The sequence below is a fragment of the Buchnera aphidicola (Nippolachnus piri) genome, assembly GCF_039383305.1.
Taxonomy (GTDB): domain Bacteria; phylum Pseudomonadota; class Gammaproteobacteria; order Enterobacterales; family Enterobacteriaceae; genus Buchnera_F; species Buchnera_F aphidicola_AZ.
Genome location: NZ_CP135009.1, coordinates 337,251 through 363,636 on the forward strand (window position 1 = coordinate 337,251; position 26,386 = coordinate 363,636).

Genomic DNA, 26,386 nt, shown 5'->3' on the forward strand with positions numbered 1-26,386 from the left:
TTTTAAAATAAATTTACAATATTATTAAAAAGATTTGGAGAAATAGAAGAAAAATATTTTATCCGAAAATTTTTATTAGATTCTAAAATATTAAATAATTTTCTAGATGTATCTATCTTTAGAGGAGAACGATGTATTACATTAACCCAATGTTTAAAATTAAATTCATTTTTTACCACACGTACTTGAAATTTCATATTTGAAAATCCAAAACCACTATAATTTGAAGAAATTCCTTTATATTTTCCTACTGAATTTGCAATTAAATTTAATTGAGTTACCATTCCTGCCATAGAATAAATTTGACTTCCCAAAGAAGGAATAAAAAAAGAATTCATTACTGAATAAGAAGTAATTTTAAATTTTATGGGAGTATTAATAGGTATCACAATTTCATTAATTGTTGCAATTTTATATTTTGGATAGATAAATAACCATCTCCAGTCTAAAGAAATTACTTCAATAATAATAGGAGATCTAATGCTTCTCAAAGATTTCCTAGGCTCTAACAAATGAGTATATTTCAAAGATAAATAAGATAAAAAAAATACTATTAAAATAGGAATAACCCAAACTATAATTTCTATTTTATATGAATGAGACCAATTTGGCTTATAAATAGATTTTAAATTAAATTTATTATATTTATATAAAATAAAAAATATTAAAAAAAAAACAGGAAGAACTATTAATAACATAATCTTAAAAACAATCCACATTAACATAAATTCCGTATGAGCAATTCTACTTTGTGAAATGTTCAAAAATTTAAAAATAAGATAAAAAATTAAAAAAAAAGATACACAAAATAAAATTAAAATTTTATGTATTATATTTATATTATTACTATTATTCATAAAAAACCTATATTATTTTTTATAAAAATTAAAATTATTTTTAAAAAAAGTATATCATTTTTTTAAAAAAAATATAAAAATTTATTTTAATACTGTAAAAAATAAATACTACTATATAAAAAAATAAAAATATTTTATTTTTTTAAAAAAAAAATGTTATACTATTAATAATATAAAAATAAAAATATTTTTTATTTTATAGATAATTATTCAAATACTAAAATATATTATTTATATTTAAGAATATTATATTATACACTATTTTAAGTTTCTAGATATTTTTTAAAAACAATCTATACATTATTTAATATACATAAAATTTAATATATTTTAACAAATATAAAAATTCCCCCCTAAAATTCACATTCATGATTTTTATTTTTTCTAAAAATATCAAAAAAGGTTTAAATTAGTAAAAAATGAAAAAATTTATTTTAGAAAAATTACAAAAAAAAATAATTTTACATTATTTAAAAATTTATAATGATACAAAATTACATAAAAAAACAAATAATCAAAAAAAACATTATACTTTTGTTATTGTCTCAAAAAATTTTTCAAATATTAGTTTACTAAATCGTCATAAATTAATTTATAAAATTTTTAGAAAATATATTCCAAAAAATATTTATAGTCTAAACTTATTTACTTATACAATCGAAGAATGGTCAAAAAAAAAATTTATAATTAAAAAAAATATTTGCTTAAAAAAAAATATTTGAAAAATATTTTAACCTATCAAACATTTTTCTTAACATTTTTTTTAAACATTATTAAACTATAACGTTAAAAAATTTTAAAAAAATTATAAATATAAAGTATTTAAAATATTATAATTTTATATATATCATTTTACTTCAAAAAAAATCATAATTTTAATTTTTAATAAAAATCAAAAAATTTTACTTATAGAGACGTCATATGCCATATATATCCACTAAAAAAAAAACAAAAAATACATTTACATCTATTCCTTATGTAATTGAAAAAAATACATATAATGAAAATACTTATGATATTTATTCAAGGTTATTAAAAGATCGAATTATTTTTTTAACGGGTGAGATTAATGATAATTCTTCTAATTTAATAATAGCTCAAATGTTATTTTTAGAAGCTAAGAATCCTAATCAAGATATTTTTTTATATATTAACTCTCCAGGAGGAATCGTTACCTCTGGTTTATCTATTTATGATACTATGCAATTTATTCAACCAGATATAAATACCATTTGTTTAGGGCAAGCATGTTCTATGGCTGCCTTATTATTATGCTCCGGTACTTTTGGAAAAAGATTTTGTTTACCAAACTCTCGAATTATGTTACATCAACCTTCCGGAGGATTTCAAGGTCAAGCATCTGACATTATGATTCAAGCACAAGAAATCAAAAAAATTAAAAAAAAAATTAATACTTTAATTGCATTTCATACTAAAAATAATATTAAAAAAATTAAAAAAGATACTAATAGAGATTATTTTTTATCACCTAAAGAATCTTTACAATATGGAATTATTGATTCTATCTTTACTACTCGAAAAAAATAATAATAAAAAATATATATCTATAATTAAAAAAATTAAAAAAATAAATTAAAATATATTAAGAGAAAAAAATGAATCAAATTATAAATTACAAAAAACATACATTTTGTACTTTTTGTCAAAAAAAACCCAAAAAAAAATCACAAATAATTACAACATCTAATGCAAATATTTGTAAAAAATGTATTCAAATTTATCAAAATTTTTTTTCAAAAAAAAAAAAAATAAAAAATATAAAATTTTTATTTCCAAATCCCATAAAAATCTATGAACATTTAAATAAATTTGTTATAGGGCAAAAATATACAAAAAAAGTTTTATCAGTAGCAATTTATAACCACTATTTACGTTTAAATAATATTCAAAAAAATAAATTACCTTTAGAAAAAAGCAATATTTTATTAATTGGTCCAACAGGATGCGGAAAAACATTATTAGCTAAAATATTAGCTAAATTTATTAATGTTCCATTTATAATTGCAGACGCAACTACATTAACTGAAGCGGGATATGTCGGAGAAGATGTAGAAAATATTCTTCTAAATTTATTACAAAAATGTAATTATGAAATAGAATTAGCGCAAAAAGGAATTATTTATATAGATGAAATCGATAAAATTGCTAAAAAAAATAAAAACATATCATTAACACGAGACGTCTCAGGAGAAGGGGTACAACAAGCTTTATTAAAAATTATTGAAGGAACAATAGCTTCTATTCCACCGAAAGGAGGACGTAAACATCCAGATCAAGAATATATTAAAATTGACACTACTAATATTTTATTTATATGTGGAGGATCTTTTAACGGATTAAAATCTATTATACAAAATAGATTACAAAAAAATTCTTTAATTGGTTTTAATTCTAAAATTTACACTCATATAAAAAAAAAAAATCTTCAATCAAAAAATATTTTACCAAAAGATTTAATAAATTTTGGATTAATTCCAGAATTTATAGGTAGATTACCTATTTCAGTAACATTAAAAAAATTAAATATAAAACAATTAACATCAATATTATATAAACCTAAAAATTCATTAATTGAACAATATAAAACATTATTTAAACTTCATAATGTCAAATTAAAATTTAATAAAGAAGCATTAATTGAAATTGCAAAAAAATCAAAAAAAGCTAACACAGGAGCCAGAGGATTAAAAATAGTTTTAGAATCTTTGTTATTAGATACAATGTATTATTTACCTAATTACAAAAATTTACAGAAAATTTATATTAATAAAAAAGTTGTACTAGGATTAGAAAAACCAAAATTAATATTTTCATTAAATTTATAAAAAATTTTCATACAAAAATCAAATAAAAAACATGATATATTTTGAGTATAAAAATCTTATTTATACATATTTTTTATATGTAATATTATAGAAATCTGTAATTTTTGTCCATTTTAACTTCAAAAAGAGACATTTTTATGAATTCTAGTCGCTCTAAAAATCTTAAAATGCCGGTTTTACCTTTAAGAGATGTAGTCGTATATCCAAATATGGTAATTCCTTTATTTATTGGGCGTAAAAAATCAATTCATTGTATTGAATCGGCAGTCCATAATAATAAAAAAATTATGTTAATAGCACAAAAAGATGCTGTTATAGAAACACCAAATGAAAAAGATTTATTTACTACTGGTACAATCGCTGACATTTTACAAACTTTAAAACTTCCAGATGGAACAATCAAAGTTCTTGTAGAAGGACTATATCGAGCAGAAATTTTACAATATGAAAAAAATAAATTTTTTTTTTATGCAAAATTAAAAAAAATTGTTTGCCCAATTCTACCTATACAAGAACAATCTATTTTAATTAAAACTACTATTACTCAATTTAAAAAATATATTAAATTAAATAAAAAAATTTCACATGAAATTTTAAAAACTCTTGATAAAATTGATCAAGCCGAAAAATTGGGTGATGCTATAGCAATTCATATGCCTTTAAAATTACATGAAAAACAAAAGTTTTTAGAAATTTTTAAAATTAATGAAAGATTAGAATTTTTAATGTCAATTATGCAATCTGAAATAGAATTATTAAATATTGAAAAAAGAATTCAAAACCGCGTAAAACGACAAATGGAAAAAAGTCAACGTGAATATTATTTAAATGAACAAATTAAAGCTATACAAAAAGAACTAGGAGATTTAGAAAATATTCCAGATGAATACGAAATTTTAGAAAAAAAAATTAAAAATTCTAAAATGCCTTTAGAAGCAAAAAAAAAAACTCAAATAGAATTACACAAATTAAAATCTATGCCCACAATGTCAGCTGAAGCTACAGTAGTCCGAAGTTATATTGAATGGATGATACAAGTTCCATGGAAAAAACGTAGTAAAATTAAAAAAAACATCAAAATAGCTCAAGAAATCTTAAATAAAGATCATTTTGGATTAGAGAAAGTTAAAGAAAGAATTTTAGAATGTTTAGCTGTTCAAAATCGTATTAATAAAATTAAAGGACCTATATTATGTTTAGTGGGACCGCCTGGTGTAGGAAAAACTTCTCTAGGAAAATCAATAGCACGGGCTACTGGTAGAAAATACATCCGAATGGCATTAGGAGGTATGAGAGATGAAGCTGAAATTAGAGGGCATCGCAGAACATATATAGGATCTATGCCAGGAAAAATTATCCAAAAAATCGCTAAAATAGGTGTAAAAAATCCATTATTTTTATTAGATGAAATAGACAAAATGTCTTGCGATATGAGAGTAGATCCTTCTGCAGCTTTATTAGAAGTATTAGATCCAGAACAAAATATTTCTTTTAATGATCATTATTTAGAAGTCGATTACGACCTTTCTGAAGTCATGTTTATTGCTACGTCAAATTCCCTTAATATTCCTGCGCCTTTATTAGATCGAATGGAAGTTATTCGATTATCTGGATATACAGAAGATGAAAAATTTCATATAGCAAAAAAACATTTATATATTAAACAAATAAAAGAAAATGCTTTAAAATTACATGAATTAACAATTCATGATAATGCTTTTCTAAATATTATTCGCTATTATACTAGAGAAGCCGGTGTACGAAATTTAGAAAGATCTATTTCTAAAATTTGTAGAAAATCTGTTAAATATTTATTATTAAACCCTCCAAAAAAAAATATTGAAATTAATAAAAAAAATTTAAAAAAATATCTAGGAATAAAAAAATATTCTTATGGAAAAAAAAATATAAAAAATCAAATAGGTCAAGTTATTGGTTTAGCGTGGACAGAAGTTGGAGGAGATCTTTTAACTATAGAAAGTGTTTGTATTATCGGTAAAGGTAAATTAACTTATACTGGATCTTTAGGTAAAGTAATGCAAGAATCTATTCAAACAGCTTTAACAGTTGTACGATCCCAAGCTATGAAATTAGGTATCAAAAAAGATTTTTATGAAAAAAATGATATTCATGTACATGTCCCTGAAGGTGCAACCCCTAAAGATGGACCAAGTGCTGGAATAGCTATGTGTACTTCAATTATTTCTTGTTTAACTAACAATCCAGTAAGATCAGATATTGCAATGACTGGAGAAATCACTTTATATGGTAATGTTTTAACTATTGGAGGTTTAAAAGAAAAATTAATTGCAGCTCACCGAGGTGGAATTAAAAATGTTTTAATTCCAAAGGAAAATATAAAAGATTTAGAAGAAATTCCAAAAAATATTATTAAAAACTTATCTATCTATCCTGTTAAAAATATTTCAGAAACTTTAATTATAGCATTAGAAAAAAACCCATATTAATTTATATAATTAAAAATTTTACAAAAAAAATAAAATTATTGCTAAAATTAAATATAAAAAATATTGCTGGCAAATTTTTTTATTGCCAGCTTTTTCAATATCTAAACTGATATAAAATTTAAAGAATTATTTTTTAAAAATATTCTATATATAAATTATTTTTAAAAATAAAATTTAATTTTTTTCTAAATATTTTTTTTTAAAAAATATTTATTTTTTTTAAAATTATTTTTTTAAATACCCTAATATGTTAAAATTATTATATTTTTTTTAAAAATTTATATTTTTTAAAAAAATATTTTCTAAAAATATATTCTATTTTAAAATTTAATTTTTATTTCAAAAGGTTATTATATGCAATTATTTCAACAATTAAAATGGTATTTTAAAAAAGAATGGAAAAGATATTTAGGAGCTTTATTATTGTTAATTCTTGTTACAATATTACAATTACTACCTTCTTCTATTATCGGAAAAATTATTGATAATATTTATCATAAAAATATTAATACAAAATTTACATTATTATGGATGTTTACAGTAATTGGAATTTCAGGTTTAATTTATATTTTAAGATATTTTTGGAGAATTTTATTATTTGGAGCATCTTATGCTTTAGCTACAGAATTACGAATAAAATTTTGTCAATCATTAATTAAAAAAAATGCAAAATTTTATAATAAAACAAATAATGGAGATTTAATGGCTCGTGCAACAAATGATATTGATAAAGTAGTTTTTGCAGCAGGTGAAGGAGTATTAACTTTAATTGATTCTTTTGTATTAGGATTTTCAGTATTTAGTACAATGTGTATTCAAATTAATTATAAATTATCCTTTGCTTCTTTATTACCTTTACCAATTATGGCTATAATTGTAAAAATTTTTGGCAAAAAAATACATTTTTATTTTCAAAAATCTCAAAAATCTTTTTCTAAATTAACCAGTTATACTCAAGATTGTTTAAGTAATATACGTATGATCCGAGGATTCGGATTAGAAAAAAAAGAATTAAAAAAATTTACTATATTATTATCTAAAAATAGTCTAAAAAATTTAAATGTGACAAAAATAGATGCTCAATTTGATCCTATTATTTATTTATCTATTGCTGCTTCAAATTTAATTGCAATTTTAGGGGGTAGTTTTCTTATTTCTCAAGGAAAAATGACTTTTGGGCAATTAACTAGTTTTCTTTTATATTTAGGGACTATGATTTGGCCTATGTTAGCTTTTGCATGGCTCTTTAATATTATTGAAAGAGGAAGTGTATCATGGGAAAGAATACAAAAAATTTTAATAAAAAAAAATTTAAAAAAAATAACATTAAAAAAAATAAAATTTAAAAAAAATCATATATTAAAAATATATATAAAAAAATTTCATTATCCCAATTCTAAAAATTGTATATTAAAGAATATTAAAATTAACTTATTACCCGGAAAAATTTTAGGAATCTGTGGACCTACAGGCGCAGGAAAAACAACATTAATTAAAATAATCCAAGGAACGTATAAAAATCATAAACAAAAAATATTATATGGTATATATAATATACATAAAATATCCAAAAAAAATTGGAAAAAAAACATTTCTATAGTAGAGCAATCTCCATTTCTATTTTCTGATACGATTTTAAATAATATTTCTTTCGGAAATCCTAATGCGTCTATTTCCGAAATAAAAAATGTAGCAAAATTAGCTAAAATACATCATGAAATAAAAAATTTTTCAGAAGGTTATAATACTCAAATTGGTGAAAGTGGAATTACTTTATCAGGAGGACAAAAACAAAGAATTTGTATAGCTCGTGCTTTATTAATGAAACCTAACATTTTAATTTTAGATGATCCTTTATCAGCTGTCGATAATGAAACAGAACAAAAAATTTTAAAAAATATTTATCAACAAAAATTTAAAACACAAACTATTATTTTAATTTCACATAAATTATCTATTTTAAAAAAATCTGATAATATCATAGTTCTTAAAAAGGGTAAAATAATACAAAAAGGTACTCATAAAGAATTATTAAATAAAAAAAATTGGTATCAAAAAATGTATCATTATCAAAAATTATAATACCAATTTAAAAAATTATAAAATAAAATAAAAAAGGATAAAATGATCTCGTGAATAATACCTTAAAATCTTGGATAACAATTAAAAAATTATTATCTTATTATACACTTTATTTATATTCATTCATCTTATCATGTTTACTTATGTTATTTTCTACAATTACAGAAATTCTAGGTCCAATAATTATTAGTATTTTTCTAAAAAATATGTTAAAATATAAAATTTTTAATTATAAAATATCTATATATTTAATTTTTATTTTTTTAACATTACAAATAATTTCTTCCATTTTAAATTATCTTCAAAAAATAATATTTAATAAAATTTCTATTAATATTATTCAAAAAATTAGAATTCAAGTAATGAAATCAATTTTAAACCAACCAATGAAAATATTTGACTATATTCCAATTGGAAAATTAGTTACAAATGTTATTAATGATATAGAATCTGTTAAAGATTTTTATGACATTATTGTATGTTCTATATTAAAAAATTTTATATTATTTATTATGATTAGTATTGCTATGTTTTCTTTAGATTGGAAAATGGCATTAATTAGTTGTTTAATTATTCCTATTGTAATTAGTATAATGTTTTTTCATCAATATTATAGTAAACCTATTATACAAAAAATTAAAAATTCTATTACACAATTAAATATTACAATTAACGAATTATTAAATGGAATTTCTATTATACAACAATTTCAACAAGAAAAAAAATTTATTAAAAGAATAAAAAAAATTAGCGAAAAAAATTATTTAGAAAAAATGAAAATTTTACGACTTGATGGATTATTATTACGACCTTTATTAAGTTTTATTGCTTCTATTATTTTAGCAAGTATTATTATATTTTTTAAATTTTCTAATTATAATTTATGCAAAATAAGTTTACTATATACTTTTATGAATTATTTAGGTCGCTTAAATGAACCTTTAATTTCTATGGCTAATCAACAATCTTTATTACAACAATCTATTGTTTCTTCAGAAAGGATATTTAACTTAATAAATTCTCAAAAACAAAAATACGGAATAGATAATACAAATTGGGAAAATGGTGATATAAAATTTAATAAAATAAATTTTTCATATAAAAAAAACTCAAAAAAAGTATTAAAAAATATTACTTTTACAATTAAAAAAAATAGTTGCATCGCATTAGTAGGAAAAACAGGTAGCGGAAAAAGTACATTAGCAAAACTTTTAATGGGATATTATCCTGAACATACAGGTACAATAACAATAAATAAAAAAAATATTTATACATTTTCAAAAAAAAAAATACGAAAACATATTTCTATGGTACAACAAGAACCAACTATTTTACATGATACTGTACAAAAAAACATTTCTTTAGATAGAAAAATTACCACTAAAAGAATTTTAAAAATTATTAAAAAAGTACAATTACATAATTTTCTTAAAAAATTACCTAAAAATCTTGAAACCATCTTAGATCCACAAGGAAAAAACTTGTCACAAGGTCAAAAACAATTAATCGGAATTAGTCGAGTTTTAGTAAAAAAACCAAAAATTTTAATTTTTGATGAAGCTACAGCAAATATTGATGCTGAATCAGAACAAAACATTCAAAATACATTAAATAAAATTAAAAAAAATACTACTACTATTATTATTGCTCATCGTTTATCTACTGTTATAAATTCAGACAAAATCATTGTCTTAGAGAAAGGAAAAATTGTTGAACAAGGAAAACATTTAGAATTATTACAAAAAAAAGGATTTTATTGGAAAATTTATAATTTTCAAATTAAAAAAAAAATATTTCTATAAGAAATCAAAAATAAAAAATAAAAAATTTAAAAATCCTGTTAGATTCTTAAACACCTATTTTATTTAATTTGGCTGCTTTTTTCCAAACCTGACCAGTTATTTAAAGTCAAATAGTATTTTAATACTAACAGGATTTTTAAAAAATTTATATAATTTAAAAATCATAAAAATAAAAATCTTTTTTATTAAACACTAAATTATAATAAAAGTCTAGTAAAATATTTAAAAATAAAAAAATATTATTAAAATAAAATAGGAATTAATATGCAATACAATATTTTAACAAATAAATGGAGACCTCAAATTTTTGATGAAGTTATTGGACAAAAATATATTCTTAAAATCTTAAAAAATTCTATTGATACTGGAAAAATTCATCATGCATGGTTATTTACAGGAATCCGAGGAATTGGAAAAACTACTTTAGCTAGAATTTTAGCAAAAAGTTTAAGTTGTATAAAAAAAATTACTTCAACACCTTGTAGAATATGTAATCATTGTATTTCAATAGAACAAGGAAAATTTTTAGATTTTATAGAATTAGATGCTGCATCACGAACAAGGATAGAAGATATTAAAATTATTTTAGATTCTATACATTACAAACCTATTAAAGGTAGATTTAAAATTTATTTAATAGATGAAATCCATATGTTATCTAAACATAGTTTTAATGCCCTCCTTAAAACTTTAGAAGAACCTCCGCAACATGTAAAATTTATTTTAGCTACTACAGAAATAGAGAAATTACCATATACAATACGTTCTCGTTGTTTACAATTGCATTTACAACCAATTACAGAAAAAAATATTTATAATCTTATTAAAAAAATTTTGAAAAAAGAAAAAATTAATGTAGAATCCGAAGCTATAGAGTTATTATCTCAAAATTCTTCTGGAAGTATTAGAGATGCTATAAACATGACAGAATTAATTTTATCATCTTCACAAAAATCTAAAATTACTTATACTTATGTGACAAAATTATTAGGAATTTGTGATTCAAAAAATATAATAAAAATTATTCAATATATTTTAAAAAAAGATTTAAAAAACATTTTTAAATTATTAGATTTAATAGAAAATTTAGGATTTTCATTAGAAAATTTATTAATAAAAATAATTCAATTTTTTCATTATATTTCTTTATTACAAACTACCTCTTTAAATATTTATAAAAAATTTAAAAAATCTTTTCAAAATATTGAAAAAATACATATTCTTTCAAAAAAAATATCTTTTAAAAAAATTCAAAAATATTATAAAATTTTGATTTTAGGAAGAAAAAATTTAAAATATGCTCCTAATATACGAATTGGTATAGAAATAATTTTTTTACAAATATATTATGAAATATAATTAAAATTTTATAGATTTTTTAGATATAATAAATAAGTTCTCTAAAATAGGAAATAAAAAAATGTTTACAAAAGATAATTTTGAAAAATTATTACATCAAGCTCAAAACATGCAAAAAAATATAGAAAACATACATACAGAATCAAAAAATATTCAAGTAAAAGGAGAATCAGGAGCAGGATTAATAAAAATTTATTTAAATGGTCTATACCAATGTCAAAAAATTAAAATTGATAAGACTTTATTCACTATTTCTAATAAAAAAATAACAGAAGATTTAATTATAGCAGCCTTTAATCATGCTGTTCAAAAAATTTTAGACACTCAAAAAAATAAAATTATAAAAACATGTTAAAATAAGATATAATATTAAAATTTTAAAAAATATAATTATCTTATATTATAAAAATATTAAAAAATTTATTTTTTTAATATAAAATTTATTTTTTTTTAAAAAAAAAGAATATTTAAAATAGGAAAATATAATATGGATAAAAATACAAAAAAAAAAACTCATATTTTTCAATCTGAAGTCAAACAATTATTACATTTAATGATACATTCTTTATATTCTAATAAAGAAATATTTTTAAGAGAAGTTATATCTAATGCATCAGATGCAATAGAAAAATTAAGATTTTCTAAATTATCTTCTCCAGAAAATTTTTCAAATTTAATTTCTCCTGGAAAAATTCAAATATCATTAAATAAATCAGAAAAAACAATAACTATTTCAGACAATGGAATAGGAATGACTAAAAAAGAAATTATTAATAATTTAGGAATTATTGCTCAATCTGGAACTAAAAATTTTTTAAAAAATCTTAAAAAAAATAATACACAAAAAAATGATTTTATTGGAAAATTTGGAGTAGGATTTTATTCTATTTTTATTGTTGCTGAAAAAGTTGCTGTATATACACGTCACGCTAACATTCATAACAATTTAGGAATTTTATGGGAATCTGAAGGTAAAGGAACATATACAATTCAAGAAATTCCTTTAAAAGAGATTGGAACTCAAATTATTTTATATTTAAAAGATACAGAAAAAGAATTTTTAGAAGAATGGAAAATTAAACAAATTGTTAAAAAATATTCAGATCACATTTCAATTCCAGTAGAAATTTCAAAATATGACGAAAAAACAAAAACAATATCTTGGGAAAAAATAAATAAAGCGCAATCTTTATGGACTTTACCAAAAACAAATATTACAAAAAAAGAATATCAAGAATTTTATTCTTATCTAACTCAAGATACTGAAAAACCATTAATCTGGACACATAATATTATCGAAGGATCCCAATCATATATTAATTTAATGTATATTCCTAAAAAAACTACATGGGATATGTGGAATCGTGAAAATAAACATGGTTTAAAACTATATGTTAAAAATGTATATATTATGGATGATGCAACTCAATTTTTGCCTAATTATTTAAGATTTGTAAAAGGAATTATAGATTCTCAAGATTTACCATTAAATGTATCCCGTGAAATTTTACAAAATAATGAATTAACAAAAAATTTAAAAAAAACTTTAACTAAAAGAATTTTAACATTATTAACAAAATTACAAGATCAAGACCAAAAAAAATATCAAGAATTTTGGAATAACTTTGGAATAATTTTAAAAGAAGGAATAGCTGAAGATACAGAAAATAAAGATATAATTTCAAATCTATTAAGATTTAATTCCTTAAAAATTTCCCAAAAAATACAAACAGTATCTTTAAATGATTACTTAAAAAATTTTAAAGAAAATCAAGAAAAAATTTATTTTTTAACTGCAGATAGTTTTGATTCAGCTTTAAATAGTCCACATTTAGAAATTTTTAAAGAAAATAATATTGATGTACTATTATTATCTGATCGAGTAGATGAATGGATGATGAATTATTTATTAGAATTTAAAAATAAAAAATTCCAATCAATTAGTAAAACTGATATTACATTAGAAAAATTTTTAAAATCAAAACCTATTTTACCAGAAAAAATAAATCAAAAATATTCTCTTTTTATACAAAAAATTAAAGAAATTTTAGATAATAAAGTAAAAGACGTCCGGATTACAAATCGATTAACTAATACCCCTGTAATTGTATTAACAGATTCGAATGATATGAGTACTCAAATGTCTAAATTGTTTGTAGCAGCAGGACAACAAGTACCTACAATCAAATATATTTTAGAAATTAATATGGAACATAAGTTAATTAAAAAAATTTTAAAAATTCAAGAAAAAGAAAAATTATCAATTTGGATTGAAATGTTATTTGAGCAAGCTATTCTAGCTGAAAAAGGAAATTTAGAAAATCCAAATAATTTTATCAAAAAAATAAATAAATTATTAACAATATAAGATTTAAATTTTATTAAAAAAATTTATATAAATTTTATATAAACTGTTAAAATTTTAAAAATTTATTATAATAAATATTTTTAGAGTTCCGTAAAATAATTCAGGAACTCTTTTTTTAAATTTTTTTAAAAAAATATTAATAAGAAAATTTAAAATATTTATCATTTTAACTTCATAATATAAAATTTAATTTAATATTTTTTATAAAAAATATGCGCTCTAAAGGGCTTGAACCTATAACCTACAGCTTAGAAGGCTGTTGCTCTATCCAATTGAGCTAAGAGCGCAAAAAAATAAATTATTTATCATTATAACTAAAAAAAAAAAAAGTGCAATAATTTATTAATTTTTATCTTATATATATACTTTTTTCAAAAAATTTAAAAAAATTCAATTAATTTTAAATCAAAAAAACCTTATGACTACAAAAATCTTAAATGGTTCTAAAATTGCTTTAAAAATATTAAAAAAGCTTAAAAATAAAGTAAAATTAAAAACTCAACATGGAAAAAGGTCTCCCGGATTAGCTATTATTTTAATTGGCAATTTACCTGAATCTTTACTATATATTAAAAATAAAAAAATAGCCGGAAAGTTTGCGGGATTTCTCATAAAATGTTTTTTCTTTGAGATCAATGTCACCGAATTTATAATTTTAAAAAAAATAAAAGATCTTAATAAAGATAAAAATATTGATGGAATTTTAATACAATTACCTATCCCTCAACATTTAAACTATATAAAAATTTTTAGTAGCATAAATCCTACAAAAGACATTGAAGGATTTCATCCTTATAATATAGGAAAATTTTATCAAAAATCACCTATTTTTCGACCATGTACTTCAAAAGGAATTATTACATTATTAAATTACTATAAAATAAATATATATAATTTACATGCTTTAATTATCGGAGATTCTAATACAGTAGGAAAACCTATGTTATTAGAACTATTAATGCAAAATTGCACGACAAGTATTGTACACAAAAATACCAAAAATCTAAAAAATCTTACTAAATATGCAGATCTGATTATTATAGCAATTGGAAAACCAAATTTTTTATACGGCACTTGGATCAAAAAAAATTCTATTATTATAGATGTTGGAATTAATTATATAAATAAAAATACTATTATAGGAGATGTACATTATAATTCAGCATCTTTAAAAACCTCATATATTACCCCAGTACCTGGAGGAGTTGGTCCAATGACTGTAGTATCTTTATTACAAAATACTTTTAAAGCTTATCAAAAATTTCAAAAAAATTAAAAAAAATATTCCGAATCAAATTTTGAATCATTTATAAAAATTTTTAATTTATATAATTTTTCTCGTATATCATCAGCTAAATCCCATTGTTTATTTTTTCTATATTTATTTCTTAATTTTAATAAATTTTTAATATAATATTTTGAATCTAGACAATTTTGAAAAATATTTAAAGATTTTTTAAAAGAAAATTTTAAAAAAATACCTAAAAAATTTCCTAAGTACAGTAAAGTAAATACTAAATATTTTTCTAAAAAAAAATTTTTTCCATAAAGAGATTTAATATATTTAGATAATTTATATAAAATAGAACATGCTTTAGGAGTATTAAAATCATTTTCTAAAGCCTTCATGAATAAATTTATAAATTTTTTTTGTTCTATAAAAATAATTTTAAAAGAAACTTTTGAAAAATTATATAAATTTAAAACAGAATAAATACGATTCATAATATTTTTTGAAGAAATTAAATTTTTTTCTAAAAAATTTAAAGGTCGACGATAATGTGTGGATAATAAATAATATTTTAAAACATCTACTGTATAATATTTTCTTAAATAACGAATTGTAACAATATTTTTTAAAGATTTTGACATTTTTGAATTATTAAAAATTATCATTCCTACATGTACCCAAAAATATGCACAAGAATTTTTTTGAAAACTAATTGATTGCGCTCTTTCATTTTCATGATGCGGAAACAATAAATCTATACCACCTCCATGAATATCTGCTCCGTCAGGAAAAAATTTATAATTAATGGCAGAACATTCAATATGCCACCCAGGTCGCCCTAATCCCCATGGAGAATTCCAAAAAATTTCTTTTTCATTTTTCTTTTTTTTTTGCAATTTCCATAATACAAAATCAACATTTTTTTTTTGAAAAAAAACAGGTATTTTTTGTAAAAAATTTTTATTAAATAAATTAGAAAAACATTGAGAAAATTTTCCATAATCTTTAAATTTAGAAATTTTAAATAAAACATCTCCATTTTCAGAAATATATGCAATTTTTTTATTTAATAGTTTTTGAATCATAAAAATAATTTCAAAAATATATTCTGTAATTAACGGTTCTTTTGTCGGTAATAATAAATTTAAAGAATTTAAATCTTTTTTCATCTCTTTAATCATACGTGTAGAATATTTTTTTATAGACTGTTTAAATTTTTTGGCGCATTGAATGATCTTATCATCAATATCAGTAATATTTCTTACATAAAAAACTTTATAATCTAAAAATTTAAAATAACGTACAACTATATCAAAAAATATAAAAGTTCGAGCATGTCCCACATGACACAAATCATATACTGTCACACCACATACATAAAGATTCATGCATTTATTTTTTTTTACTTGAAATTTTTCTTTTTTTTTTGTAGCAGAATTAAAAATTTTTAACATAAAAATCTCTCAAAAATTTTTTATTTTTTAATATCAAAATCCTATTTTAAAAAATAATTAAAAAACTAAAAATTTAAAAATTTTTAAATATTAATACTTGACTTGAAAACCTAAAAGTATAATATAAAAATAATAAGGATTTATTTTTAAAAATAAAAAATAGCTTGGAATAATTCAGAATGCAAATTACATTAGAAAAAATGTTAAAATTTCCATGTACTTTTACATATAAAGTGATAGGATTGTCACAACCAGAATTAACAAATAATATTATTAAAGTAATACAAATTCATATACCTGGAGATTATATACCTCAAATTAAATCTAGTAATAAAGGTACATATCTTTCAATTTCAGTAACAATTTGTGCTAAAAATTTTCAACAAATAGAAAATTTATATAATGAATTAAGTAAAATACATTTAGTTAGAATGGTATTATAAAAATTTTGCGATGCGGTATCATATAAAATCCGCACCGCAAAAGCTTGGCTCATGAAAAGCATTAATATTTTTTTTAAAAAAAATTAAAAATAATATTATAAGCTAATAACATTTGCGGCTGATGGCCCTTTAGCGCCTTCGGTAATTTCGAATTCAACGCTTTGACCCTCTGCCAAAGTTTTAAATCCGTTGCTTTGGATAGCTGAAAAATGAACAAATACATCTTTGCTACCATCTTCAGGAGTAATGAAACCGAAACCTTTAGATTCATTAAACCACTTAACATTACCTTTAATCTTGGACATCTATATATTACCTTCGAGTGAAAAATATAAACTATATAGCTTATACCTGCAGTTAATTCAAAAATTAAAAACAATTTAATTCCGTATAGACTATAAAAGTATTACAATTTAATTAAAAAAATCTAAAAATAATTAAAAATATAAAAAAATATTTTAATATTTTTATAATATTATGTAATAAAAATCAAAAACCTGGTAATTACCTACTCTCACACAGGGAAACCCTGTACTACCATCGGCGTTATAACGTTTCACTTCTGAGTTCGGAATGGATTCAGGTGGTACCATTACACTATATTTACCAGGTTTTTTATAACTTTTAAATATTATTATTAAATAATTAAAAATTATTATAATTTTTTTCTTAGAAAAACACCTCTGGTGTTGTAAGGTTAAGTCTCTCGGGTCATTAGTACTAGTTAGCTGAACATATTACTATGCTTACACATCTAGCCTATCAACGTTGTAGTCTTCAACGTCCCTTCAGTAAAACAAAAATGTTTTCAGGGAAGACTAATCTTAAGGCAAGTTTCGTGTTTAGATGCTTTCAGCACTTATCTTTTCCGCATATAGCTACCGGGCAATGCCATTGGCATGACAACCCGAACACCAGAGATGCGTCCACTTCGGTCCTCTCGTACTAGAAGTAGCCCCTTTCAATCTTCCAACGCCCACGGCAGATAGGGACCGAACTGTCTCACGACGTTCTAAACCCAGCTCGCGTACCACTTTAAATGGCGAACAGCCATACCCTTGGGACCTGCTTCAGCCCCAGGATGTGATGAGCCGACATCGAGGTGCCAAACACCGCCGTCGATATGAACTCTTGGGCGGTATAAGCCTGTTATCCCCGGAGTACCTTTTATTTGTTGAGCGATGGCCTTTCCATACAGAAACCACCGGATCACTAAGACCTGCTTTCGCATCTGTTCGCGTTATCACGCTCACAGTTAAACTGGCTTTTGCCTTTACACTAACCTTACGATGTCCAACCGTAATTAGCCAATCTTTGTGCTCCTCCGTTACTCTTTGGGAGGAGACCGCCCCAGTCAAACTACCCACCAGACAATGTCTCTACACCGGATAACGGTGCAAGATTAGAACACTCAGATTTAAAGAGTGGTATTTCAAGATTGACTCCATCAAAACTAGCGTTTTAACTTCTTAGTCTCCCACCTATCCTACACAATAAAAATAAATATTCAATGTCAAGCTATAGTAAAGGTTCACGGGGTCTTTCCGTCTTGCCGCGGGTACACTGCATCTTCACAGCAAATTCAATTTCACTGAGTCCTGGATGGAGACAGCCTAGCCATCATTACGCCATTCGTGCAGGTCGGAACTTACCCGACAAGGAATTTCGCTACCTTAGGACCGTTATAGTTACGGCCGCCGTTTACCGGGGCTTCAATCAAAAGCTTCAAGTTTCCTTTAACTTCTTCACTTAACCTTCCGGCACCGGGCAGGCGTCACACCGTATACGTCCACTTTCGTGTTTGCACAGTGCTGTGTTTTTAATAAACAGTTGCAGCTAGCCTTTATCTGAGACTAACCAAAGCTCAAAAAGAAAATTTTCTCACCTTTAAGTTAGTGTGCCTTCTCCCGAAGTTACGGCACCATTTTGCCTAGTTCCTTCATCCAGGTTCTCTCAAGCGCCTTAGTATACTCTACTTAACTACCTGTGTCGGTTTCGGGTACGATTTTATTATTACCTGAAGCTTAGAGGATTTTCTTGGAAGCGTGGTATTAGTTACTTCATTATTTACATAACTCGTATTCGTACCTTAGAATAAAAAATTTCGGATTTTCCTAAAATTTCTTCCTACATACTTAAACCGAGACAACCATCGCTCGGATAACCTAACCTTCTCCGTCCCCCCATCGCAGTAAAATAAAGTACTAGAATTTTAACTAGTTGTCCATCGATTACGCCTTTCGGCCTCACCTTAGGGATCGACTAACCCTGCCTCGATTAACGTTGGACAGGAACCCTTAGTTTTTCGGCGAGCAGGTTTTTCACCTGCTTTATCGTTACTCATGTCAGCATTCGCACTTCTGATACCTCCAACATATCTCACAATATATCTTCTACAGCTTACAGAACGCTCCCCTACCCAACATAAAAAAAATGTTGCCGTAGCTTCGGTGCATAGTTTGAGCCCCGTTAAATCTTCCGCGCAGGTAGACTAGACCAGTGAGCTATTACGCTTTCTTTAAATGATGGCTGCTTCTAAGCCAACATCCTGGCTGTTTTAGACTTCCCACCTCGTTTTCCACTTAACTATGACTTTGGGACCTTAGCTGACGATCTGGGTTGTTTCCCTTTCCACAACGAACGTTAGCACCCGCTGTGTGTCTCCCGTGATAACATTCTTCGGTATTCGGAGTTTGCATCGGTTTGGTAGACCGGGATGGCCCCCTAGCCGGAACAGTGCTCTACCCCCGAAGATGAATTCACGAGGCGCTACCTAAATAGCTTTCGGGGAGAACCAGCTATCTCCCGGTTTGATTGGTCTTTCACCCCTAGCCACAAGTCATCCGCTAATTTTTCAACATTAGTCGGTTCGGTCCTCCAATTGGTTTTACCCAATTTTCAACCTGCCCATGGCTAGATCACCGGGTTTCGGGTCTGTATCCTAAAACTTTAAAAAAACGCCTTATTCAGACTCGGTTTCCCTACGGCTCCCTCAAAAAGTTAACCTCGCTATAGAATACAAGTCGCTGACCCATTATACAAAAGGTACGCAGTCACTTTTAAAATAAAACTAAAAAGCTCCTACTGCTTGTACGTATTTGGTTTCAGGATCTATTTCACTCCCCTAACCGGGGTTCTTTTCACCTTTCCCTTACGGTACTAGTTCACTATCGGTCAGTCAGGAGTATTTAGCCTTAGAGGATGGTCCCCCTGTCTTCAGACAAAATTTCTCGTGTTCCGTCCTACTTTTTGAATTAAAATTTATAAAAAATTTAGTATACAGGACTATCACCTTTTTTGTAGACTTTTCCAAATCATTTTACTATTTTTTAAAAATTTTTTTAATTCGAGGCTGTTCCCAGTTCGCTCGCCACTACTAAGGGAATCTCAATTGATTTCTTTTCCTCAAGGTACTTAGATGTTTCAGTTCCCTTGGTTTGCTTTAATAATCTATGAATTCAATTATTAATGATGTTCAAAAACATCGGGTTTCCCCATTCGGAAATCACCGGATAATAACGTTTCTTATCAACTTACCGATGCTTATCGCAGATTAGTACGTCCTTCATCGCCTCTGACTGCCAAGGCATCCACCAAATACGCTTATTCACTTAACCTTACAACCCACAGGTGTTTTTCTAAATTTTTAATTATTCTCGATTTTTAAAGAACACTACATAATTTGTATAAATTTAAACTTTTAAAATATTAACATATTATTTTAAAGAAGTACATAAAAATCTTTTTTAATTTTTGTCTCCTAGGGGATTTGAACCCCTATTATCGCCGTGAAAGGGCGATGTCCTAACCATTAGACGAAGGAGACAAAATATATTTACTATTAATTAAATATGTTACAGAATGAATAAAAAGAGTCAAGTCTTTTTTTATTATTTTTTAAAAAAAATATTTAACACATTTTATTTTCTTAAATTATCTAAAAAATTAATCGTTTTTAAAATATTTGGAATTTTTCCAAACCAATGTAAACAAGAAAATGCAGCCTGAGATACTAACATACCAATTCCATCAGATATTCTTTGAGCGCCTAATGATTTACAACGTAATAAAAATTTAGTTAAAATTTTTTTTTTACAATAAAACATATCATAACAACATATTTTTTTATGTATTATATCGCAAGGAAAATCTGGAGATAAATGAAATATACCACTAGATGTAGCATTAATTATTATATCAAAAAAAATATTTTTATCATATTGAAAAAGAAAAACATTTCTAAATTGAGAAAAATATTGTACTAATAACTTTGCATTTTTTATTGTTCTATTTAAAATATATATAATACAATTTTCTTGTAATAATGCAAAAATAACTGATTTTGCAGCACCACCAGCACCTAATAACAAAACATAATTTTTTTTTTTAAAAAATTTTAAACGTTTTAAATCATATACTAAACCTATTCCATCTGTATTATTTCCTAATATTAGAGTAGAAGATATTTTAAGTAATGTATTAACTGTACTAGAATTTTTTGAATAATATAAGAATTTTTTTGAAAAATTATAAGCTTTTTTTTTAAATGGAACAGTAACATTTGCACCAATATTTTCTTTTCTTTTAAAAAAATTTGAAATATTACTAAAAAAATTTTTTTCAGTACATAAAAATGTTTTATACATATATAAAATTTTTATTTGTAAAGAAAAATGTTTATGAATAATCGGAGATAAAGAATGTTGTACAGGATTCCCAAATAACCCAATCACAAAAACAGGAGAAATATTAGACATAAAAATAATTATTAAACTCCTTTTAAAAAAAATGTTAAAAAATTAATATTTATAAAACGTTACTAACCAATATAGAATACTTATATATTTTTAAAAAATTATATGCTAAAATATTTTTTATTATTATATAAATTATTTATTTTTTTAAAATTTTTTTTATAAAATAAAAAATATTATTTTTAAAAAAATTTATTCTAAATATTTCATATTAAATCAATATTAAAATGACTATTCAAAAAATTTTAAAATTTCCAAATCTAAAACTAAGAACTATAGCAACACCTGTTAAAAAAGTTGATAAAAATATTAAAAAAATAATTCATGATATGTTAGATACTATGTATGCTTATCAAGGATTAGGATTAGCGGCTCCTCAAATTAATGTTCATAAACAAATTATTGTCATTAGTCCTATTTTTCCACATAAAAAAAATTTAATATTAATTAATCCAAAAATTTTAAAAAAAAAAAAAATCACAAAAAAATTTGAAGAAGGATGTTTATCTATTCCAAATAAAACTGCATTTTTAAAAAGATATAATAATTTAAAATTAAAAGCTATTAATTATTATGGAAAAAAGATAATTTTAAATACTCAAGAATTATTGTCTATTTGTATTCAACATGAAATGGATCACCTAATAGGTAAATTATTTATAGATTATTTAAAATAATTTTATAATAATATAAATCATAATTTTAACAATATTACTAAAAATCTATGAGAAAAAAAAAAATAAAAATTATTTTTGCGGGATCTACACAATTTTCTTTCATGCATCTTAAAAACATTTCTTTTACAAAACATAAAATAAAAGCAATTTTAACTAAAAAAATCAAAAAATTTAAAAAAAATAATGATATTCAAAAATTTTCTAAAAAATATAATATTCCTTATTTTACATTTCATACTTTAGAAAATTCCAAAACTTATAAAATTATACATAAATTTAAAGCAGATCTATTAATTGTAGTCGCATATGGATTATTAATTCCAGAAAAAATTTTAAAATTATTTCCTTTAGGAGCTATAAATTTTCATGCATCTATACTACCACAATTAAGGGGAGCAGCTCCAATTCAGTGGGCTATTTTATTAGGAAAAAAAGAAACTGGTGTTAGCGCTTTCTTTCTGAATAAAAATCTTGATTCAGGCAAAATTATTTGTTCTTTAAAATGCCCTATAGAAAAAAAAGAAACATATAGTACGTTATCTGCAAAATTAGTTATTTTATCTTTAAATATTCTTCATCAAATTTTATCTATTTTTGCACAAAAAATCACTCCATATTCTAATTATCAAAATAAAAAATTAATTACTTATGCTCCAAAAATTTTTAAAAAACAAACACAACTTTATTGGACTCATTCTGCAAAAAAATTAGATAGACAAATTCGTGCATTTTACCCTTCTCCCAACAGTTTTTTTTTTATAAAAAAAATTCGAATTAAAGTACTTAAAACAAAAACCCAAAATATAAAAAAAAATAAAAATTTACAAATAGGTGAAATTATAAAAGCCAATAAAAAAGGAATTTATATCAATACAAAAAAAAACATATTAATATTAAAAAAAATTCAAATTCAAAATAAAAAACCTTTATATATTTCCGACATTTTAAATTCTAAAAAAAAATGGTTCTTACCAGGAACAATTTTATAAAAAATTTATTTAAAAATTTTTTAAATAACGGCATAAAAATGCCGTTTTTTACAAAAAAAAATTCTTTCAAAATTTCAAAATATTTTAAGTTTTAAAAAAATTCTTTAAGTTATTTTTTTTTTTTGAAAACGATCTATTAATTCTATATATGCTAAAATTGTATTATCTCCTTTTTTATAACCACATTTCAGAATTCGTAAATATCCACCTTTTCTTTCCTTAAAATGAGGACCTAATGTTGTAAATAATTTATTAACTATTTCAGAATTACAAATACGAGAAAATATTAAACGACGATTAGAAACTGTATCTATTTTAGATAATGTAATTAGAGGCTCAACAAAACGTCGTAATTCTTTCGCTTTTGGTAATGTAGTTTTCAAAAATTCATATTTTAATAATGAACATGACATATTTCGAAACATAGAATTTAAATGAGAACGAGTTCGATTTAACAAACGTCCACTTTTTCTATGACGCATAATAATATTATCCTTCTTTTATTCTGACATACAATATATAAATATCTTTTTTCACATTAAATCTCTAACAAATCTACAGGAGGCCAATTCTCTAATTTCATTCCTAAAGATAATCCACGAGATGCTAATACATCTTTAATTTCTGTTAATGATTTTTTACCTAAATTAGGTGTCTTTAATAATTCTACTTCTGTTTTCTGCACTAAATCTCCAATATAATGTATTTTTTCTGTTTTCAAACAATTAGCCGAACGTACTGTCAATTCTAAATCATCTACAGGACGTAATAGTACCGGTTCAAATTCTAATTTTTCTTCTAAAACAACTGGTTCTCTTACCCCCCTTAAATCTACAAAAGATTCTAATTGTTCTGAAAGAATAGTAGCAGCACTACGAATAGCCTCTTCAGGATCAATTGTACCATTAGTTTCCATTTCTATAATTAATTTATCTAAATCTGTACGTTGTTCTACTCTAGCAGATTCTACACTATATGAAATTCTTTCAATAGGACTATATGATGCATCCACAAATAATCTTCCTATAATATTACTATCCATATTCATTTTTTTTCTAGAAAAAGCAGTACTATACCCTCTCCCTCGAGATACAGTAATTCTCATAAAAATTGTAGTTTTAGGACAAGTTAAATGACATAAAATATGTAATGGATTAAAAATTTTAATAGAAGGATCTTCTGTAATATCTGAAGCATACACAGGACCTACACCTTGTTTTTTAACTGTTAATACAACTGTATCTCGATCAAAAATTTTTATAGATAATCCTTTTAAATTTAATAAAACTTCAAATATATCTTCTTGAATACCTTCTTTAACCATATATTCATGTAAAATTCCTTCAATTTCAACTTCTGTAACAGCACAACCCGACATAGAAGACAATAAAATTCTTCGCAATGCAGTTCCTAAAGTATATCCAAAACCACGTTCTAAAGGTTCTAAAGTAACTTTTACATGTGTAGGACTTAACTTCTCAATATCTACTAAACGAGGTTTTAAAAAATCTTTTACAAAATTAGACATCCTCTTCCTCTAAATAAACTCTAAATTTTTATTTTGAATATAACTCAATAATTAAATGTTCATTAATTTCTGCTGATAACTCACTACGTTCAGGTAATTTCTGAAAAACCCCTTCCATATTTTTATGATCAACACTTAACCAATGAATGGGTTCACGTACACGAAATAATTCTAAAGCTGCTAAAATACGAACTTGTTTCTTCGAACTTTTTCGAATCGAAATTTTATCTTCAGGAAAAACATGATAAGAAGGAATATTTACTATAATATTATTTACTAAAATTAATTTATGACTAATAATTTGACGAGCTTCAGATCGAGTCACGCTAAACCCCATACGATATATAATATTATCTAATCGTGATTCTAATAAACACAACAAATTATATCCGGTATTTCCCTTTAAATTTAGAGCTTTTTTAAAATAATTTCTAAATTGTTTTTCTAAAATACCATACAAACGACGTACTTTTTGTTTTTCACGTAACTGAATTCCATATTCTGATAAACGAGATTTTCTAGCTCCATGCTGTCCTGGAGCTTTATCTAATTTACATTTAGATTCAATCGACCTTACTCCTGATTTCAAAAATAAATCAGTACCCTCACGACGACTTAACTTTAATTTTGGACCTAAATATTTAGACATTTATTATATTCTTCCTGTGAAATTATAAGAGTTATACTCTTCTTTTTTTTGGTGGACGACATCCATTATGAGGTATAGGTGTAATATCTGTAATATTAGTAATTTTGAAACCAGCCATATTTAATGCTCGAATTGTAGATTCTCTACCTGGACCTGGTCCTTTAACCATTACTTCTAATGTTTTAATTCCATAAGATTTAACAAGTTCTGAGCAACGTTCTGCTGCAACTTGCGCCGCAAATGGAGTAGATTTTCTTGAACCCCGAAAACCAGAACCCCCCGCAGTAGCCCAACCTAATGTATTACCTATTCGATCTGTAATAGTAATAATAGTATTATTAAATGAAGCATGAATATATGCTATACCTTCCAAAATTTGTTTTTTAATTCGTTTTTTTAAACGCCCTTTAATAATCTTTGACATATAAAATATTTTCCTATTTAAAATTTTTATTTTTTAATTAATTTTCTAGGACCTTTACAAGTACGTGCGTTTGTTTTAGTTCTTTGACCTCTAACGGGTAAATGTTTACGATGACGTAAACCACGATAACATCCTAAATCCATTAATCTTTTTATACTAATAGAATTTTTACGTCTTAATTCACCTTCTACAACATAATGCAAAATAATTTTTCGTAAATTTTCAAGTTCTTGAATATCTAAAGTACTAACTTTTTTACAAAATTTAATACCAGCTAAAATACAAATTTTTTTTGAAAGTGTTTTTCCTATACCATAAATTGACATTAAAGAAATTAATATATGTTTATGATCCGGAATATTCACTCCAGAAATACGAGCCATTAATTTTTTCCTTTAAAAATAATTACTATAAAAATTTTATAATTAATTTTTACGAATATAAATTTTCCTAAA

22 protein-coding genes, 2 tRNA genes, 2 rRNA genes and 1 other RNA gene are annotated in these 26,386 nt (G+C 23.8%); 13 read left to right on the plus strand and 14 right to left on the minus strand.

Features of this window, described 5'->3' with window-relative positions:
• Positions 1 to 2 precede the first annotated feature (2 nt).
• Positions 3 to 857, minus strand: coding sequence for a ubiquinol oxidase subunit II (gene cyoA, locus RJT25_RS01545; RefSeq protein ID WP_343126462.1), 855 nt, complete (start codon positions 855 to 857; stop codon positions 3 to 5).
• A 419-nt stretch (positions 858 to 1,276) separates the two neighbouring features.
• Here cyoA and RJT25_RS01550 point away from each other — a divergent pair, with 419 nt between their 5' ends.
• The 6 genes from RJT25_RS01550 (at position 1,277) to RJT25_RS01575 (ending at position 10,055) form a co-directional block, all read left to right on the plus strand.
• Positions 1,277 to 1,579: a BolA family protein gene (locus RJT25_RS01550; protein ID WP_343126463.1), complete on the plus strand. Its 303-nt coding sequence runs from the start codon at positions 1,277 to 1,279 to the stop codon at positions 1,577 to 1,579.
• A 199-nt stretch (positions 1,580 to 1,778) separates the two neighbouring features.
• Positions 1,779 to 2,405, plus strand: coding sequence for an ATP-dependent Clp protease proteolytic subunit (locus RJT25_RS01555; protein ID WP_343126464.1), 627 nt, complete (start codon positions 1,779 to 1,781; stop codon positions 2,403 to 2,405).
• Positions 2,406 to 2,473: 68 nt separating this feature from the next.
• Positions 2,474 to 3,703 carry an ATP-dependent Clp protease ATP-binding subunit ClpX gene (gene clpX / locus RJT25_RS01560; RefSeq protein WP_343126465.1) on the plus strand — a complete coding sequence of 410 codons (1,230 nt, stop codon included), beginning with the start codon at positions 2,474 to 2,476 and terminating at the stop codon, positions 3,701 to 3,703.
• Positions 3,704 to 3,840: 137 nt separating this feature from the next.
• Positions 3,841 to 6,171, plus strand: a complete 2,331-nt coding sequence (lon, locus tag RJT25_RS01565) for an endopeptidase La (protein WP_343126466.1) — start codon at positions 3,841 to 3,843, stop codon at positions 6,169 to 6,171.
• 354 nt (positions 6,172 to 6,525) lie between these two features.
• A complete protein-coding gene (locus tag RJT25_RS01570) occupies positions 6,526 to 8,253 on the plus strand; it encodes an ABC transporter transmembrane domain-containing protein (RefSeq protein WP_343126467.1) in 1,728 nt (575 codons plus the stop codon).
• Positions 8,254 to 8,303: 50 nt separating this feature from the next.
• Positions 8,304 to 10,055, plus strand: a complete 1,752-nt coding sequence (locus tag RJT25_RS01575; protein WP_343126468.1) for an ABC transporter transmembrane domain-containing protein — start codon at positions 8,304 to 8,306, stop codon at positions 10,053 to 10,055.
• Positions 10,056 to 10,088: 33 nt separating this feature from the next.
• On the opposite strand, the gene ffs is transcribed toward RJT25_RS01575, so the two are convergent.
• Positions 10,089 to 10,185, minus strand: an RNA gene (ffs, locus tag RJT25_RS01580) — signal recognition particle sRNA small type.
• Positions 10,186 to 10,319: 134 nt separating this feature from the next.
• Here ffs and dnaX point away from each other — a divergent pair.
• From dnaX to htpG, 3 genes are all read left to right on the plus strand, one after another.
• On the plus strand, positions 10,320 to 11,414 hold the full coding sequence (gene dnaX, locus RJT25_RS01585; protein WP_343126469.1) for a DNA polymerase III subunit gamma/tau: 1,095 nt from the start codon (positions 10,320 to 10,322) through the stop codon (positions 11,412 to 11,414).
• A 61-nt stretch (positions 11,415 to 11,475) separates the two neighbouring features.
• A complete protein-coding gene (locus RJT25_RS01590) occupies positions 11,476 to 11,769 on the plus strand; it encodes a YbaB/EbfC family nucleoid-associated protein (protein ID WP_343126470.1) in 294 nt (97 codons plus the stop codon).
• A gap of 132 nt (positions 11,770 to 11,901) precedes the next feature.
• On the plus strand, positions 11,902 to 13,782 hold the full coding sequence (htpG, locus tag RJT25_RS01595) for a molecular chaperone HtpG (RefSeq protein WP_343126471.1): 1,881 nt from the start codon (positions 11,902 to 11,904) through the stop codon (positions 13,780 to 13,782).
• Positions 13,783 to 13,995: 213 nt separating this feature from the next.
• Here htpG and RJT25_RS01600 read toward each other — a convergent pair.
• Positions 13,996 to 14,069: transfer RNA gene (locus tag RJT25_RS01600), tRNA-Arg, on the minus strand.
• Between the two features lie 131 nt (positions 14,070 to 14,200).
• Here RJT25_RS01600 and folD point away from each other — a divergent pair.
• A complete protein-coding gene (gene folD, locus RJT25_RS01605) occupies positions 14,201 to 15,058 on the plus strand; it encodes a bifunctional methylenetetrahydrofolate dehydrogenase/methenyltetrahydrofolate cyclohydrolase FolD (RefSeq protein ID WP_343126472.1) in 858 nt (285 codons plus the stop codon).
• On the opposite strand, the gene cysS is transcribed toward folD, so the two are convergent.
• On the minus strand, positions 15,055 to 16,467 hold the full coding sequence (gene cysS, locus RJT25_RS01610) for a cysteine--tRNA ligase (RefSeq protein ID WP_343128835.1): 1,413 nt from the start codon (positions 16,465 to 16,467) through the stop codon (positions 15,055 to 15,057). The genes folD and cysS overlap by 4 nt on opposite strands.
• Before the next feature lie 179 nt (positions 16,468 to 16,646).
• Here cysS and ybeD point away from each other — a divergent pair, with 179 nt between their 5' ends.
• Positions 16,647 to 16,910 (plus strand): DUF493 family protein YbeD, encoded by a 264-nt coding sequence (ybeD, locus tag RJT25_RS01615; RefSeq protein WP_343126474.1) that lies wholly within the window; start codon positions 16,647 to 16,649, stop codon positions 16,908 to 16,910.
• 95 nt (positions 16,911 to 17,005) lie between these two features.
• Here the strand turns inward: ybeD and cspE are convergent, their stop codons facing one another.
• The 5 genes from cspE to aroE form a co-directional block, all read right to left on the minus strand.
• A complete protein-coding gene (gene cspE / locus RJT25_RS01620; RefSeq protein ID WP_009874442.1) occupies positions 17,006 to 17,215 on the minus strand; it encodes a transcription antiterminator/RNA stability regulator CspE in 210 nt (69 codons plus the stop codon).
• Between the two features lie 190 nt (positions 17,216 to 17,405).
• A 5S ribosomal RNA gene (rrf, locus tag RJT25_RS01625) occupies positions 17,406 to 17,521 on the minus strand.
• Positions 17,522 to 17,603: 82 nt separating this feature from the next.
• Positions 17,604 to 20,527 (minus strand): 23S ribosomal RNA (locus tag RJT25_RS01630).
• A gap of 137 nt (positions 20,528 to 20,664) precedes the next feature.
• A tRNA-Glu gene (locus RJT25_RS01635) sits at positions 20,665 to 20,736 on the minus strand.
• 94 nt (positions 20,737 to 20,830) lie between these two features.
• Positions 20,831 to 21,667, minus strand: a complete 837-nt coding sequence (aroE, locus tag RJT25_RS01640; protein WP_343126475.1) for a shikimate dehydrogenase — start codon at positions 21,665 to 21,667, stop codon at positions 20,831 to 20,833.
• 224 nt (positions 21,668 to 21,891) lie between these two features.
• On the opposite strand from aroE, the gene def reads away from it, so the two are divergent.
• Complete coding sequence (gene def, locus RJT25_RS01645; protein ID WP_343126476.1) at positions 21,892 to 22,341, plus strand: peptide deformylase; 450 nt, start codon at positions 21,892 to 21,894, stop codon at positions 22,339 to 22,341.
• A 47-nt stretch (positions 22,342 to 22,388) separates the two neighbouring features.
• On the plus strand, positions 22,389 to 23,330 hold the full coding sequence (gene fmt, locus RJT25_RS01650; protein WP_343126477.1) for a methionyl-tRNA formyltransferase: 942 nt from the start codon (positions 22,389 to 22,391) through the stop codon (positions 23,328 to 23,330).
• Between the two features lie 104 nt (positions 23,331 to 23,434).
• Here fmt and rplQ read toward each other — a convergent pair whose 3' ends face one another.
• From rplQ to rpsM, 5 genes are read right to left on the minus strand one after another with little or no spacing between them, the layout of a single operon-like run.
• Positions 23,435 to 23,812 carry a 50S ribosomal protein L17 gene (gene rplQ / locus RJT25_RS01655; RefSeq protein WP_343126478.1) on the minus strand — a complete coding sequence of 126 codons (378 nt, stop codon included), beginning with the start codon at positions 23,810 to 23,812 and terminating at the stop codon, positions 23,435 to 23,437.
• Positions 23,813 to 23,868: 56 nt separating this feature from the next.
• Positions 23,869 to 24,858, minus strand: coding sequence for a DNA-directed RNA polymerase subunit alpha (locus RJT25_RS01660; protein WP_343126479.1), 990 nt, complete (start codon positions 24,856 to 24,858; stop codon positions 23,869 to 23,871).
• Positions 24,859 to 24,886: 28 nt separating this feature from the next.
• Entirely contained in the window at positions 24,887 to 25,507 is a 621-nt protein-coding gene (rpsD, locus tag RJT25_RS01665; RefSeq protein WP_343126480.1) for a 30S ribosomal protein S4, read from the minus strand.
• A 31-nt stretch (positions 25,508 to 25,538) separates the two neighbouring features.
• Positions 25,539 to 25,931, minus strand: a complete 393-nt coding sequence (rpsK, locus tag RJT25_RS01670) for a 30S ribosomal protein S11 (RefSeq protein WP_343126481.1) — start codon at positions 25,929 to 25,931, stop codon at positions 25,539 to 25,541.
• Positions 25,932 to 25,957: 26 nt separating this feature from the next.
• Complete coding sequence (gene rpsM / locus RJT25_RS01675; RefSeq protein WP_343126482.1) at positions 25,958 to 26,314, minus strand: 30S ribosomal protein S13; 357 nt, start codon at positions 26,312 to 26,314, stop codon at positions 25,958 to 25,960.
• Positions 26,315 to 26,386: the final 72 nt, after the last annotated feature.

Coding starts and splice junctions, on each gene's coding strand:
- RJT25_RS01570 (WP_343126467.1), top strand. CDS start 6,526: ATGCAATTATTTCAACAATTAAAATGGTATTTTAAAAAAGAATGGAAA.
- rplQ (WP_343126478.1), bottom strand. CDS start 23,812: ATGCGTCATAGAAAAAGTGGACGTTTGTTAAATCGAACTCGTTCTCAT.
- folD (WP_343126472.1), top strand. CDS start 14,201: ATGACTACAAAAATCTTAAATGGTTCTAAAATTGCTTTAAAAATATTA.
- cyoA (WP_343126462.1), bottom strand. CDS start 857: ATGAATAATAGTAATAATATAAATATAATACATAAAATTTTAATTTTA.
- fmt (WP_343126477.1), top strand. CDS start 22,389: ATGAGAAAAAAAAAAATAAAAATTATTTTTGCGGGATCTACACAATTT.
- cysS (WP_343128835.1), bottom strand. CDS start 16,467: ATGTTAAAAATTTTTAATTCTGCTACAAAAAAAAAAGAAAAATTTCAA.
- cspE (WP_009874442.1), bottom strand. CDS start 17,215: ATGTCCAAGATTAAAGGTAATGTTAAGTGGTTTAATGAATCTAAAGGT.
- ybeD (WP_343126474.1), top strand. CDS start 16,647: ATGCAAATTACATTAGAAAAAATGTTAAAATTTCCATGTACTTTTACA.
- rpsK (WP_343126481.1), bottom strand. CDS start 25,931: ATGTCAAAGATTATTAAAGGGCGTTTAAAAAAACGAATTAAAAAACAA.
- rpsM (WP_343126482.1), bottom strand. CDS start 26,314: ATGGCTCGTATTTCTGGAGTGAATATTCCGGATCATAAACATATATTA.
- RJT25_RS01555 (WP_343126464.1), top strand. CDS start 1,779: ATGCCATATATATCCACTAAAAAAAAAACAAAAAATACATTTACATCT.
- def (WP_343126476.1), top strand. CDS start 21,892: ATGACTATTCAAAAAATTTTAAAATTTCCAAATCTAAAACTAAGAACT.
- RJT25_RS01660 (WP_343126479.1), bottom strand. CDS start 24,858: ATGTCTAATTTTGTAAAAGATTTTTTAAAACCTCGTTTAGTAGATATT.
- clpX (WP_343126465.1), top strand. CDS start 2,474: ATGAATCAAATTATAAATTACAAAAAACATACATTTTGTACTTTTTGT.
- RJT25_RS01550 (WP_343126463.1), top strand. CDS start 1,277: ATGAAAAAATTTATTTTAGAAAAATTACAAAAAAAAATAATTTTACAT.
- lon (WP_343126466.1), top strand. CDS start 3,841: ATGAATTCTAGTCGCTCTAAAAATCTTAAAATGCCGGTTTTACCTTTA.
- rpsD (WP_343126480.1), bottom strand. CDS start 25,507: ATGTCTAAATATTTAGGTCCAAAATTAAAGTTAAGTCGTCGTGAGGGT.
- RJT25_RS01590 (WP_343126470.1), top strand. CDS start 11,476: ATGTTTACAAAAGATAATTTTGAAAAATTATTACATCAAGCTCAAAAC.
- htpG (WP_343126471.1), top strand. CDS start 11,902: ATGGATAAAAATACAAAAAAAAAAACTCATATTTTTCAATCTGAAGTC.
- dnaX (WP_343126469.1), top strand. CDS start 10,320: ATGCAATACAATATTTTAACAAATAAATGGAGACCTCAAATTTTTGAT.
- aroE (WP_343126475.1), bottom strand. CDS start 21,667: ATGTCTAATATTTCTCCTGTTTTTGTGATTGGGTTATTTGGGAATCCT.